The 14,463-nt window shown below is 45.5% G+C and carries 6 protein-coding genes; 1 reads left to right on the top strand and 5 read right to left on the bottom strand.

The features are described 5' to 3' along the window. Nucleotides 1-6: 6 nt before the first annotated feature. From NQ510_RS05035 to NQ510_RS05015, 5 genes are all read right to left on the bottom strand, one after another. On the bottom strand, nucleotides 7-3,183 hold the full coding sequence (locus tag NQ510_RS05035) for a SusC/RagA family TonB-linked outer membrane protein (RefSeq protein ID WP_005824843.1): 3,177 nt from the start codon (nucleotides 3,181-3,183) through the stop codon (nucleotides 7-9). Nucleotides 3,184-3,325: 142 nt separating this feature from the next. Then, on the bottom strand, nucleotides 3,326-4,789 hold the full coding sequence (locus NQ510_RS05030) for a glycoside hydrolase family 125 protein (RefSeq protein WP_005824841.1): 1,464 nt from the start codon (nucleotides 4,787-4,789) through the stop codon (nucleotides 3,326-3,328). 19 nt (nucleotides 4,790-4,808) lie between these two features. Next, on the bottom strand, nucleotides 4,809-6,038 hold the full coding sequence (locus NQ510_RS05025; RefSeq protein WP_005824838.1) for a glycoside hydrolase family 76 protein: 1,230 nt from the start codon (nucleotides 6,036-6,038) through the stop codon (nucleotides 4,809-4,811). 225 nt (nucleotides 6,039-6,263) lie between these two features. After that, nucleotides 6,264-8,330, bottom strand: coding sequence for a beta-L-arabinofuranosidase domain-containing protein (locus NQ510_RS05020; protein ID WP_005824835.1), 2,067 nt, complete (start codon nucleotides 8,328-8,330; stop codon nucleotides 6,264-6,266). 147 nt (nucleotides 8,331-8,477) lie between these two features. Continuing rightward, complete coding sequence (locus NQ510_RS05015) at nucleotides 8,478-12,107, bottom strand: glycoside hydrolase family 38 N-terminal domain-containing protein (protein WP_005824833.1); 3,630 nt, start codon at nucleotides 12,105-12,107, stop codon at nucleotides 8,478-8,480. Nucleotides 12,108-12,438: 331 nt separating this feature from the next. Between NQ510_RS05015 and NQ510_RS05010 the strand changes: the two genes are divergently transcribed. Beyond that, nucleotides 12,439-14,388 carry a glycoside hydrolase family 97 protein gene (locus tag NQ510_RS05010; protein WP_005824831.1) on the top strand — a complete coding sequence of 650 codons (1,950 nt, stop codon included), beginning with the start codon at nucleotides 12,439-12,441 and terminating at the stop codon, nucleotides 14,386-14,388. Nucleotides 14,389-14,463 lie beyond the last annotated feature (75 nt).

The following is a 14,463-nucleotide window of genomic DNA, read 5'->3' as shown; positions in this document are numbered from 1 at the left end:
TTGTTTTTAGAATTCAATGTCTATACCGAAACCATAGTAACGGAGCGTCGGGTAGTTTCTACCAGAATTGGCGCCACTATTACCCATCTTAGAGTCGAACTCAGAAGATTCAGGGTCAATAAACGAGTTATTACTGAAAGTCAGCAAGTTTTGTCCGTTGACATAGATACGTGCCTTTTCCATGCCCACCTTGCGGCTCCATGTTTTGGGGAATGTGTAACCAATCTGCAAGTTCTTCAGACGCAGGTATTTTCCATCCATCAAGAATAGGTCGGAACCTTGTCCGTTTCCGTAGTTGTTTCTGTTGGAAGTAGAACCCGGAGCAGTAAGTCTCGGCCAACGTGCATCGGTGTTGGTAGGAGTCCAGAAATCCAGTTGATGCTTATAGATATTATAAGAGTAATTGGCGTGGAACGGTTCAATCAATTCACCACGAAGCATCATGTCACGCTTGCCCACACCCTGCCAGAACATACCGAAATCGAATCCTTTCCATTCTACATTGTAGTTGAAACCGAAAGTAAGACGAGGGAAGGCATTACCCAAGATAAACTTATCCTTCGAGTCGATGACACCATCTTCGTTACGGTCTACAAACTTCACGTCACCCGGCTGTACCTTTCCACCTACAGGAATAGCCGATGCCTCAATCTCCTCGTAGCTTTGGAAAAAGCCGTCCATCTTGTAACCGTAGTAAGACTCCAACGGACATCCTTCACGGGTGATACGGCTCAACTCCTCTATTTGTGAGATTCTTTCGTGACCAGGGTACTTCAGCACTTCATTCCAAGAGTCACCAAGATTGAAGTTGAAGTTATGATTTGCAGCTCCCGTTTTCAAACGATAGTTGATAGAGAGGTCCCAACCTTGATTCTGCATCTCACCAATGTTGTCCATCGCCATATCCGTACCGAATACCGAAGGCACAAGGGGCTTCATTAAAATGTCGCTCGTACGCTTGTAGAAATAGTCGAACGTCACATTCAAAGCGTTATTGAAGAACGAAGCGTCTACACCCACGTTGAAGGTTTTGGTCTTTTCCCAAGTCAAATTATCCTTACCTAACTTAAAACCTGCGCCCGATACTGTCTGGTTGTTGTATGCGTAAGAGTTGTTGTACAGTTCGTAAACAGTAAAACGGTCATAAGTACCAATAGACTGGTTACCCAAGATACCAAAAGAAGTACGCAGTTTCAAGTCACCCACACGTTCCTTGTAAGCCTGCATAAAGTTCTCCTCGCTCAAACGCCAGCCTAATGAAACAGAAGGGAAGAAACCCCATCGGTAGTCTTTATGAAACTTGGAAGAAGCGTCATAACGGAAGCTGAATTCTGTATAATATCTGTCAGCGTAAGAATACCCCACACGTCCCAACAGAGAAGTCAGACTGGTACGGTTGGATTCATCTACAAATGTTTTTCCTGTGATGTTTCCCACAGTACTATTGGTAATGTCTGTACCGATACCCAAGTCGGGATCTACCCCCTTCTTCTCAATCTCATTGCTAGACGAAGTAAACGATTCATTGGTTACTCCAAAAAGCCCGCTGACATTGTGTTTACCGAATGTCTTGTTGTAATCCAACAAAAGTTGGCTATTAATAAGGTAAGCCGTATGATTCCAGTTACTGGTCCGATAGTCAGTATCTTTCACTGGACGTGGTTCGGTAGCCTCTTCATTCAAGTAATAGGATACGCCCAAATTGCGGGTAGAACGCATGTCGTTTATCACATCCGCACCCAACACTCCACGCAACTTCAATCCGTCAATAAGCCGGAATTCAGCATTGACATTAGCGTTCAGATAATTGTTACGATACTTGTTACGGCCACCAGCTTCCAATGCTCCCAATGGGTTAAATTCAGTCAATACATCATTTAACAAATATCTTCCATCTTCCGATTTCATTTTGTAATAATAATAAGTAGGTACACGGGCGGCATCCACTTCCAAACTCCCACCGGTGGTACTTACACTATTATTACGTGTATAAGCCAAAATAGCATTCAGTTTCAAACGTCCCACTTCCGTGCTAACATTGGTACGAAAATTATAACGCTGCACGCCAAAATCACTGTTGCCCACATAATTACTTTCCTGGTCATAATAACCCATGGACACCATGTAAGTAGTTTTATCACTACCTCCAGATACGCTTAGATTGTAATTCTGCTGTAAGGCTGTGCGGACTATCTGATCAAAAAACCAGCTTTCTTCATTTTGATGGGCAGCCAGGTCACGGATTTGATCGGGTGTATACAAAGGAGCCTCTCCAGCATTGGTGGCAGCTAAATTGCGCAAAGTAGCGTTCTGATAGCCTTTCACCGGAGAAAACAAGATATCCGGATTCTGCCATCCCATCATACCACTTAACCGAACTGTCGCACGCTGGTTCTTCTTACCTTTCTTAGTAGTAACCAAAACTACACCATTGGAAGAACGTGAACCATAAATAGCAGCTGTACCGGCATCTTTCAAGATGGAAATGTTCTCAATATCATTGGGATTCAATTTATCGAAACTACCGCCATCAGCTACCAATCCGTCTATGACAAAAAGCGGACTATTGTCATTCACAGTGCTGATACCACGAATATTAAAGTTAGTCTTACGATCATTAGGATTGCTACTGCGCTGCTGGATAACCACGTTGGGCGCAGCCCCTTGCAAAGCATCTGTCATGTTAGCCACGGGACGGTCTTCGATCATGGAAGCCTTTACCTGGTCTACAGCACCTACGGCACTCTTGCGGGTAGTAGTACCATAACCGATGACAATAACTTCATCCAGCACCTTGGTATCCTCCTTTAAGACAACATTCAATTGTTTTTGATTTTTCACAGCAATTTCCTGAGTGGCATATCCCACATAGGAAAAGACGAGAACATCTTGGGCACTACAAACAATGGAATAGTTTCCATCCACATCTGTAATGGTACCCACACCTTCTTTACCCTTAACAGTAACACTCACTCCAATCAGGCTTTCACCTGTGGCATCCTTAACGGAACCTCTCACCGTGGCATTGTTTTGCTGCACCACAGTAATAGTCTCCGCATGTGCATAAACCGCAGGAGCCTGCGCCAGCATAGTCACAGCAGGCAAGGCAATAAGCCAGAACTTATAGTTCCCACCTATCCGAGCCAGCAATGAATTTACTGTGTACACTCGATTCTTTTTCATATTCTTTAAGATTAAACATTATAATAAATCACGATAAAAAAAGGAAAAGAACACAAATAATACCAACTAACAACCAATTCATGCAATTTGTATCCTAATCCTCCTTCCAGCGCACTTTATTGATTTTAAATAATTCCTGTTTTTACAAGCTGTTCAGCAAATCCACTTTACCCTCGTTCACTAATTTCAAAATCAATTCTCCAAACAGCGTATTCTGCCAAGCAAACCATGCACGGGTAAAGTTAGTGGGGTCATCCTTGTGGAAAGACTCGTGCATGAATCCCGTACCGGCATCCGTATCCATCAGCATTTTGATACAAATCTTTATCTCCTCATCATTCTGGCTGGTGAATGCCTTCATCATGATACTCATAGGCCATACCATATCATAACCAATGTGCGGACCTCCGATACCTTCACCGGCTTTACCTTTAAAAAAGTAAGGGTTGCTGCCACTCCACACAAAGCGGCGTGTATTCTGATAGATAGGATCGTTTACGTCCACATCACCCAAATAAGGCATAGCAAGAAGGCTGGGTACATTGGCATCGTCCATTAACAGATGATTGCCGAATCCATCTACTTCAAATGCATAGATTGTCCCAAACTCAGGATGATTGTAAGTGGCATATTTCTTCAGGGCTGCCTCCACTTCGGCTGCCAAATCGGTGCATTCTTTGGCCAAGGATGTTTCCTTGTTTACTTCCGTCAGAATTTCAGCAGCCTTTCTCAGAGAAGAGACAGCGAAAAAGTTGGAAGGGACCAGGTACTGAAGCGTAGTGGCATCGTCCGATGGGCGGAAAGCGGAAACAATCAGTCCCACCGGTTTGACCGGAGCACCCAAGCCGTCGTTATTCAGCGTATCCAGAGCACGTTCCGTCTTACGTTGGAAACGGTAAGGGCCTACACCGTCCTTACGCTGCTGTTCCTTGAAAGTCTTCAGGATAGCAGTAATTGCCTTCATCCATTCACCGTCGAAGATACTGCTGTCACCAGTTACTTTCCAATACTGGTAAGCCAGACGAAGCGGGTAACAAAGAGAGTCTATCTCCCATTTGCGCTCGTGCAGTTCGGGCTTCATATCTGTCAAGTCAGTCATCCAGTTGCCACCCGTAGGTCCGTCGTTGAAAGCATTGGCGTACGGATCAATGTTGATGCAAAGGAACTGACGGCGAATGACACCTTCGAGCATCTCTTTCAATTGCGCATCATTGTTGGCTAACTGCACATATGGCCACACCTGCGCACCGGAGTCACGCAGCCACATAGCATGGATGTCACCGGTATAAACAAAAGTATCGGGTTTACCGTCCAGCATGCGAAAGTGTACAGTAGTGTCAAGCGTATTAGGAAAGCAATTCTCAAACATCCACGCCAACTTAGGATTGGTAAGCAGTTTCTTCACGCGAACAATCTCAGCTTCCACCGCTTTTGAGGTGAAAAGGCGTTTCTTCATTTTTGGACGATTGCTCTTGTAAGCAGCAGTCATCTGAGCATAGTTCTCCACACAAGTGTTGTCACCTTTCAGGATAAAAGTGTCTGCCTTAGCATAGCCTTGCATACAGAGCATGGCAACAGCGCACAAGGTAATGTTTCTCTTTTTCATTTGGTCTGATTCGTTTTAATTATAAAGACTGATTAGCGAACACGGCCAAACGCGCGTACATCTCTACCATGGCGGCTTGTGTCAGCAGCCATTTACGATTGTCGCGGCTCTTGCCGGTGAAATCAGTATTGAAAAGGCCGTTATCTTCACGGGCATGCGTCCAAGCATAGTCCAGACTGCGGGCAAAGGAATCAAGATAAACCTTGTTACCGTCCACCTGATAGAGTTCCATAAAACCACGCAACATAACGGCGGTGAACCACACATCACCCTTCTTCAGCATATGGAACGGTTCTCCTTGTCCGGGGGTGAATTCCATGAAGAAATAATTATGACAAGCAGCAGCAATCGCTTGCGCATCCTTCAGATACTGCCCATTACCGGTAAGCTGATAGAGCAAAGCAGCCGACTGCATCATCTGACCGCTGTTATAGGCAAATTTGGCACGTCCTATCTCACCGTCCAAACGCATGTTGTCGAAGTAAAGGCAGTCTGTTGTGTCCTGCAATGTTGCTTTAGTCCACTCGTACAAACTCTTCCCTTTCTCAAAATAGGAGCTGTCTTGCGTAGCCTTGAAAAGTTTCAGGGCAAAGACGGAACCAGGGGCGTTGGAACAAGTGTTCTTTGATTCCTTCTTCTGTTCGCACCAATAGATACCTCCTCCCAAACAATCGTCCATACCGCTTTCTATAAACTTCCAGATAAGCTTGGCGCTCTGCAGATAGTTCTCTTGGCTAGTCATCAGATAGACGTCTGTGAAGTCAATGCCGAGCCACACGTTGTCATCGTAAAAGCGGTCGGACAACGGAGCGTCCTTGATGTAAGAAGCATACGCTTTGGGCATACGACGAGTATCGAAATATTCAGCAAGTCCCGGAAGCACTTTCTCATCAAGCAACTTCTGATAGTTCCCGAAATCTTTCTTGTTATCTTTAGTGGCCTCCATCAACGCATTCACTGCGGAGAAGGTACCGGAATAAGGCCACAAATAAGAGTAGAGATTGGGACGGTTCTTCTGTTCCTCGGAAGCCAGATAAGTAGCGGTATAGCCTTCCACGTCCGAAGGATAATTCTCACGCAACAGACAAGTGCCCGGTGCGGAATAGTGAGCATATAAGGAATCAAGTGTTTGTGTAGATCTGACCAGCATTGCGTTGTCTGCCACAGCCGGTTCTTTCTGTGTCTTGCATCCGGTTACTGCCAAGGCGCATGCCAATAGGCAGAGGAGTGCTTTCTTGGAATTTTTCATCTTTTTTCTACGGCATTAAATTGTTCGACTTGTTTTTCACTCCGTTGCAGGAGTCTTCTTTTATATAATATATAAACCCTATTAAAAACGATTGCAAAAATAGACAGTAAGGTTAAAAGCCAACTATAAATCCGTGACATAACCGTCCACATTCCGGACATGGCAGAATTCTAAAACAAGTTTGTCACAAAACAGACACACCGTTTCCCCCATACTTCGGAAACATCATTTCCCAACAACTGGAAATTCTGAAATACGCAGGGTTGTACAACCGTAGGGTATCAGCGTGATTTCTTGCTCTCCTCCTTCGGCACTGCCACAGAAAGAGAAAGGCTGGGGCCCTGCCATTTCATTATATACTGTCCAAGTAGGGATAAGACGAGCCTTCATCTTTATTTCAACCGGTGCATTTTCCTGATTCCAAGGAAAGTCCAATTGCTGTTTTTGGCTATTGATACTTACTTGGGCCACCTCGTTCATTCTGTTACGGTCAAAATCCACCAATCCGTAGTTCCATGGATCCGAAGAAGTCACCTGATAATAATAAGAACCATACCAACTATCCTTAAACTCTTTCTTTTCCCAATTTTCTTCCATTTTCAGGGCATATACCAACGGACCTCTTTCAATAGATACTGCGTTTTCATACCAAGTGCTAGTAAAGACCTCCATGGGCAGATACAGTTCAATCTTATCATTCCGCTTCCATATACGGTCTACGATAGCTATTTTCCCACCTTTGACAGTTTGCTCCATCTTTCCATTTACCCGTATTTCAGCTTGCTTGCACCACTTCGGAACACGCAGGTGAAATGGAAATTTCACTTGTTTCACCTTATTCCTCACCTCTTTAATGGTAAAAGTTATCTGATGATCCATCGGATAGTAAGTATCTTCACTGATAACCACCGGTACATTATCACCCACATTGGCTGTTACTTCCGACGGAGAATAGACAATGGCTGCAATGCCGTTATCAGGTGTGGCATACCATAGGTGCTGTGTAAATTTTGGCCAACCTTGGTGCATATTCGAAAAACAACATGGGTATCCGGTCAGAGTGCCAAAAGCAAGGTCTGTCCCTTCATGATCCTGGTCGAAGTTGCGACGATGGCGTGTTACCATCACCTGATTCGGTTGCTGGAAATATTGCTTAGTCATAAAGTCATCGGATATTTGGGCTGGTAAAGCATTAAAAGCAATGCGTTCCAAATGGTCGGCAAAGTCTATGTCTCCTGTAATCTCCACCATTTTTTCCAGCGAGTACATCAACTCTACGGCCGAACACAACTCCGAGCCTTGTGTAGGATTGTTTCCATGCAAAGCCTCATCGCCTCCATACATGCCTTGCGGCTGTCCGTGGAACCGGCGAATATCTCGAAAGCCTTCCTTGACAGCATCAATATATTTCCGGTCGGTATCTTGCTGATAATAAATAATCGGTTCTTTGATGCCTTGTGCCAAATTAACACAGTGTATAGTGCAGGGTCTGCGCAAGTCTCCCCTATCTACCATATCTATGAAACTGAAACTCTGCCGGTGCAGCAAATGCCCCAATTCAAGCAAAAAATCCTCCCCCGTAAGATTATAAAGCCAATATACAGCTTGCAAATTGTCACAAGCACGGAATTCTGCCCAACTGCTCCAGTGTCCTAAAGGTTTTTGCGGCAAGGTATTCAGTTGATAACGGAAATATTTTGTCATAAAAGCGACGACTCTCTTATCGTTCGTTGCCGAATAATACTGCTGTAGGATTTTCAGCACGACCATACGCGGCCACCAGTCTTGCGAGTTATCACGTTGCAGTCCAGGCTCTCCCGGATAATCTTTTTCAGGACCGAAGAATCCGTCCTCACGCTGGCTCTGCAAAGCCCATTCTATCCAAGGTTGCACTTTGGCTTTCAAGACATCATCATCCAGTATATACGCCAAAGGAAGTAGACCGTCTATCCAGTATGGACCGCGTTCCCACTGGTCTCCATCACCACCTAACCAACCATTGCGTTTGCCCATAACCGAAGGGTAAAGAACATCCATCTGACCACTGGCGCCATTTTTCTGACGAACCAGCATTTCGTGCAACCAGCCTTTAGGTTTGATACTGCCTAAAGGAAGTTCCATTAAGGGCTTACGGAGTAGAGGATAGCGATTATTCTTGTAGTTTCCTTCTACTACCTGGCTCAAAAGAGCATCCACTTGTTTCTCCGCCTCAGGCGTAAACCACTTTTGAGCAGATATTGTAAAGAGATTAGCAGCTAATAAACATACAACAGCAAATATTTTAATTTTCATTTTTCAAGGTATTTGTTATTTCCAATAAATTTACTTCAATAGAGTTGTTAACTTACTCACATTAAGCACTTACACCTGAGAATCATCAGATCCTTGTGTCTGTGGTGACAGACACAAGGATCTGAAAAATGGGAATATAATAACTGTTTATTCGTATACTTCCATTTCATAAATGCGCACATCTTTACCAGAAGCCGATTGCATGGGCTGTGTCACTAAAAGACGCAGGTAGCGAACACTTTCAGACTTATTTAGCGTGCGATTCAGTACATTCTTACCATTACCAGAAACATAGTCCAGTGTGCGCCATTCACCATTCTTGTCGCTCTTACCTTGCAGAAAGCAGGAGGAAGTGACGTAGGAATGGTTTTCGCCGGCAGCGTTCAGTAACTTCCAGCCATTAATGCTTCTTTCACCGCCCAAATCAAAGTCTACGTAGTGGGGCATTTCAGCAATAGCACACCACTTTGTGTTTTCGTCGCCATCTACCATGAAAGCCGGCTTCTCTTTCTCGTTCACATAGCTTGAATAGCCCATTACCATGTCCTGCTTCAGAATGTTCACTCTCTCTGTGGAGCTTTCCGTCTGATAGCGATTGCACTTGTTTGCCGTACGGAACAGTTCGGAAGCGGGACAAACAGAAGTAGCAGCAACATCAGTCAAAGTGGCGGCAAAAATAACAATATCCTTATTATCGGGCAATACCACCTCAGTAGCCTTTTCTGGCAGGTCTATTGCGAACTTAAACATGTAAGTGAACTCATACGGCTGATCGCCTTCACCGGAATGGCGGTGCGTACCCACATAGGCAACTTCAGCATCTTTCAGATAACCTTCCGTATGTCCGGTGTGCCCCCACTGACCGATGAAGCCAGTATAAGAAGGAACAATGACTTCCTGCACATACTTGCCTACGCGGAATATCCCCTTCACATCTTTATCAGAAGCGGCAGCAGCAAGGATATAGAGTCTGTTATAAGTACAGTCGGCGGGCAGTTTCAGTACATTGCCCTTGCAAGCCATACCATTCAGCTCTTCACGTGTCTCCAATTTGAAAGGCACTCCATGCACATTCATCTCGGCAGGTATCAATTCAGCAGCATAAGAATAACCAGACTCAAAGTTGGCAGCAGCCTTGAACTCGTTCCAACTGAAGCACTTCTTATCATAAACAAGGGGCAATGGTTCGGCCACCGTCTGCACCTTTTTATTGGAAGCAAAACGTACCTTGTAGGTCTTAATGCTGTTTGGATTGACTGACACTTCCAAGCGATTTCCACTGAATGTAGCCTTACCGATGGTCTTTTCCGTACCATCTGCTTCTACAGCAGCCACAAGGTTGTCGGCAAAGACAATCGAGGCTTTCTGCGCCTGCTTGCCTGCGGCTTCATACACGCGTACCACATATTCATCTGAACTTTCGGCTTTCTTTAAGGCTTTAATAAGTACATTCCGGTTATCGGAAAAAGCCAATGAATAGCTCTTACCTAATTCGCCGCGATGCTTTCCAACAACGAACGCCTTGATGCGCTGGTTCAGCAACTCAGCATTCTCGCGGGTTTGAACTACGTCCAAAGCGCCCACATGACCTACCAAGCTGTAAGTAAAGGTATGGTGACCGAAGTCCTGACGATCTTGATAAGCATAGTTCTTTTTTGTCTTCGGAGTGTGCAGCAAAGTGAGACGCAGGGTGTTGTTATCAGGCTTGTCCCAGCCATATTTGCTGTCGTTCATGATGGAAACGCCATAAGAACCGTTAGCGTCCGTTAAATCTGCCCAATATTGAGCATATACTTCGTAAGCGGTCAAGATGTTGTTTCCTCTCTGCACGCTGCCTACGCCCAAGTCGTAAGTGGCCACCTCATTATTCAAATTGAGGGGAAACTCAGCCTTCAACAGAGCGTTGGTAGACTGCCAGTCCACTTCGTTAGTAAAGTCAATGCGGTGGGCCAATACACCTTCATACAAATGGATGTACTGGCGGAAAAAAGAATCATCGTGACGTTTCTCCACGCAGAGAGTCTTACGTAATGCACCGTTTTCGCAAAGAGTCACTTTCACATCCTCGGTGATGGAGATAGGAGTAGCGTCCACAGTCTCTTTCAATATCTCCCATGCCGGCCATTCGAATGACTTGTTTTCAGTGAAGAGGGCTAAACGAATAGCCTTACCAGCCTTTACCAATTCCTTGTTGATTCTCTTGTCGAACAGTGAAGTAATGTCACCGTTCTCATTCAATGTCAGTTTGTAGAACGAATTTTCAACACTTGCAGCTTCAACAGCAGACATCTCTTTTCCTTCGCCGGAGAGGCGGACATCGTAAACTGCGTATCCATTGGCGGGTACAGTGGCTTCTACTAACAAGCGGACCTTTCCATCAGTATATGAAACCAACTGAGAAACCACCAACTTGCCTTGTTCGTTATATACAGCCACACTTTTGGGAAAACGGGAAGCCTCCACTTCGATGGTCACCACATCTGTAGCCTTGAAGCCCGAAGCGTTATAGAGCACTACGGGAATCCCCTTGACACGAGTATCAAGCTTGCCTGCCACACTTCCCACAGAATGAGTCAGGATACTGGAGAACTGTTTCAGAGAGAGAAGTTCATCGTTCCAAGAAAATTCATAGGCACGGGGAATGCTGGTACCAGTCAAATCATCGTGGAATTGGTGGAATATGAAGCGCTGCCAAGACTCCGTCAGACTCTTGCCAGGATATTCGGCAACCCCCAAAAGGGCAGCAGCCACAGAAGCACGTTCAGCGGCATCACCCAAAAGTTCATTTTGACGATTATAGAGTTTCATAGCAGCCTGTGAAGTGTAGCAGCCGGTTCCATGAACGTCCATCAGCAATTCACCGTCAAATACGGGGAGCTCGGGATGGCTGCCATAGGGCTGGTAATCCTTGAACAACTGGTCACTGGCTGCACTGATAATCTTCAACGGACCGTCTCCCTTGATACCTTTCTCCACGGAAGCCACAGAAGCGATGGTAGGTGAACCGCCCACATCACCTGTTCCATAGTAGCGGTAAACGGTATTCAGGGGAGTGCATTTGGAGAGTTCCATCAAATATCTATTTTCTGAAAGGTCTTCATTATCCCAACGACGACCGTAATCATATCCGTGAGCCAGCATGACGGACGCTCCATCCACTCCTTTCCACAGTCCGATGGTAAAGGGATGCTTGCTCTTACCGTAGAAAGGATTGTTACGCCAATCCAGCTTCTGTGAAGAGAAACCTATCAGTCCACAATGGGCAGCAACAGTAGGCAATGTCCAACCGAATCCGAAGCAATCGGGAAGGAAGATGTCGGTACTTTCTACCCCCAGCTCCTTACGATAGAACTCCTGCCCCAGCATAATGTTGCGAATAAACGATTCAACAGACGGCACCAAAGTGTCGGTAGCATCCCAACTGGCCCCACTCACATGCCATCGACCTGCCTTTACAAAAGCCTTCATCAGTTCGTATTCACGAGGATAATATTCCTTCATCCAAGCATATTTCACTCCACCTTCAAAATTAAAGATATAGTCGGGGTACTGGTTCAAAAGGAAAAGGTTCTGATTCAAGGTATTCCAAACATAATCCTTAATAGTAGTCTGAATGTCCCAGTTCCACTGCGTGTCCAAGTGGGCATCTGCCACCATGTACGCTTTTGCTTTCTTCGGTGCAACGGTCTGAGCCGATAATTGTCCTCCTGCAACGGCCAACATCACGGCTCCCGCTATCAGATGGGTCTTCCCCATCAGTATTCGTCTCTTTTTCATGGTTTTGTTATTATTGTTTTTTCGTAAAAGATAATGTCAATTCGATATAAACCACCGCATTCTTTGTTATAAATGTGCTGCCTCCTCTAACCGCAAACCGCTCTTTCACCTTCTCTCTTTAGCCTCCATCCGGCAACAATAGTTTTCTGACATGTGGAATGTTGGTAACAAAAATAGCCCATCCTTCACTCTCATACTGTACAGATTCGCGACATAGATATGTAAAAAGTCGTCTGTGGCATGATTTTATATATTTATGTCATAAATAGCATACATTTCCTACAGAATACAAACTACTTTTGTATATTGTAAAAATCCAAAAGCTAAGAACATGAAAAAACAATTCCTACTCTCGGCAGTTCTCTGCCTCTCACTGACCGCTTTCGGACAGAAAGTACATCAACTGGCCTCACCCAGCGGAAACATCCGCATCTCGGTGGAGCTGACCGATCAAATCCAATATGATGTAACCCAAGGAAATCAAACACTGATGGACAACTGTGTCATTGGTCTGGAAACTGCCAACCACCAGCTGGGCATCCATCCTAAACTAAACAAAGTAGTACGCCAAAATGTAAACGAGGAACTGACTCCCATCGTACCCCTGAAATTCTCTACTATAACCAACCGCTACAACCAATTGCTACTGAAGTTTAAAGGAGGCTATTCAGTAGAGTTCCGTGCCTTTGATGACGGATTCGCCTACCGCTTCCTTACTGACCTGAAAGGCGAGCAAGAAATAATGAATGAAATCCTCCGCCTGAACTTTGTGGATGATTGCCTGCTACATCTTCAGCAACCTGACGGCTTTAAGACTTCCTATGAAGAAGAATATCGCCACCAAACAAGCAGCGAGTGGAAAAACTCCAATCGCATGGCTCTGCTTCCCCTTTTAGCCAGCACACCCAAAGGTGACAAAATCCTCATGAGTGAAACCAATCTGACAGACTATCCCGCCATGTTTCTGAAAAACGATGGACAAGGCGGCATTACCGCCGTCTTCCCCCGTCTGCCTCTTGAATTCGGAGAAGACGGTGACCGCAGTCTCAAGATTCTGAAAGAAGCCAACTGCATAGCCCGTACCGCAGGCAAGCGCAGTTATCCATGGCGTTACTTCGTCATTACCGACGATGACCGCAAACTTATAGAAAACACTCTATCCTATCGCCTCGCTGAAAAGAATGTCATAGAAAACACCTCTTGGATTAAACCAGGACTAGCCAGCTGGGAATGGTGGAACGGAGCCACACCCTACGGCCCCGACGTGGACTTCAAAGCAGGTTGCAACCTTGACACCTACAAATACTTCATCGACTTCGCATCCCACTACGGCGTAGAATATATAGTAATGGACGAAGGCTGGGCCATGAACACCCGCAACCCCTATAAACCCAATCCCTCGGTAGACATACACGAACTCATCCGCTACGGCAAAGAAAAAAACGTAGGCATTGTGTTATGGCTCACTTGGCTTACGGTAGAAAACCACTTTGACCTATTCGAAACTTTCGAAAAGTGGGGTGTGAAAGGCGTAAAGATAGATTTCATGGATCGTAGCGACCAATGGATGGTAAACTTCTATGAACGCGTAGCACATGAAGCCGCCAAACACCATCTCTTCGTTGACTTTCACGGTGCTTTCAAACCTGCCGGATTAGAATACAAATACCCAAACGTACTCTCCTACGAAGGCGTAAGAGGTATGGAGCAAATGGGCGGATGCCGTCCCGACAACAGTGTCTATTTCCCCTTCATACGCAACGCAGTAGGAGCCATGGACTATACTCCCGGCGCCATGCTTAGCATGCAGCCTGAAGTCTACCATTCCGAACGTCCCAATTCTGCCAGCATCGGCACACGTGCCTATCAGATGGCACTCTTTGTTCTTTTTGAAACCGGCCTGCAGATGATGGCAGACAATCCTACCCTCTATTATCGCAACGACGAGTGTACACGTTTCATCACCCAAGTACCCCAAACATGGGACGAAACCATCGCTCTCGAAGCCAAAGCAGGAGAATATGCCATCGTGGCCAAACGCAAAGGAGAACAATGGTATATAGGAGGCATGACCAACAACCGCGAACGTGAACGGGTCTTTAACATCTCCCTTGATTTCCTGCAAGAAGGAAAAAATTATCTCATGACCTCTTTTGAAGACGGCATCAACGCTGACCACCAAGCCATGGACTATCGCAAGCAAGAACAATCCTTGAAGAAAGGCAACCATATCACAGTCCGTTTGGCACGCAACGGTGGATTCGCTGCGGTCATTCGCTAATCATATCCATACCTATCTGCTCCGTACAAATACATTTCTAAGGATACGGAGCAGATACAAAGCAAACTGTAAGCC

The sequence above is a fragment of the Bacteroides uniformis genome (assembly GCF_025147485.1).
GTDB classification, from domain to species: domain Bacteria; phylum Bacteroidota; class Bacteroidia; order Bacteroidales; family Bacteroidaceae; genus Bacteroides; species Bacteroides uniformis.
Note: the sequence above shows the minus strand (reverse complement) of the source record. Positions and strands in the feature narration are given on the sequence as shown.

Excerpts from the sequence above, each read along its gene's own strand:
- NQ510_RS05020 (WP_005824835.1), bottom strand. The coding sequence starts at position 8,330 with ATGAAAATTAAAATATTTGCTGTTGTATGTTTATTAGCTGCTAATCTC.
- NQ510_RS05025 (WP_005824838.1), bottom strand. The coding sequence starts at position 6,038 with ATGAAAAATTCCAAGAAAGCACTCCTCTGCCTATTGGCATGCGCCTTG.
- NQ510_RS05015 (WP_005824833.1), bottom strand. The coding sequence starts at position 12,107 with ATGAAAAAGAGACGAATACTGATGGGGAAGACCCATCTGATAGCGGGA.
- NQ510_RS05030 (WP_005824841.1), bottom strand. The coding sequence starts at position 4,789 with ATGAAAAAGAGAAACATTACCTTGTGCGCTGTTGCCATGCTCTGTATG.
- NQ510_RS05035 (WP_005824843.1), bottom strand. The coding sequence starts at position 3,183 with ATGAAAAAGAATCGAGTGTACACAGTAAATTCATTGCTGGCTCGGATA.
- NQ510_RS05010 (WP_005824831.1), top strand. The coding sequence starts at position 12,439 with ATGAAAAAACAATTCCTACTCTCGGCAGTTCTCTGCCTCTCACTGACC.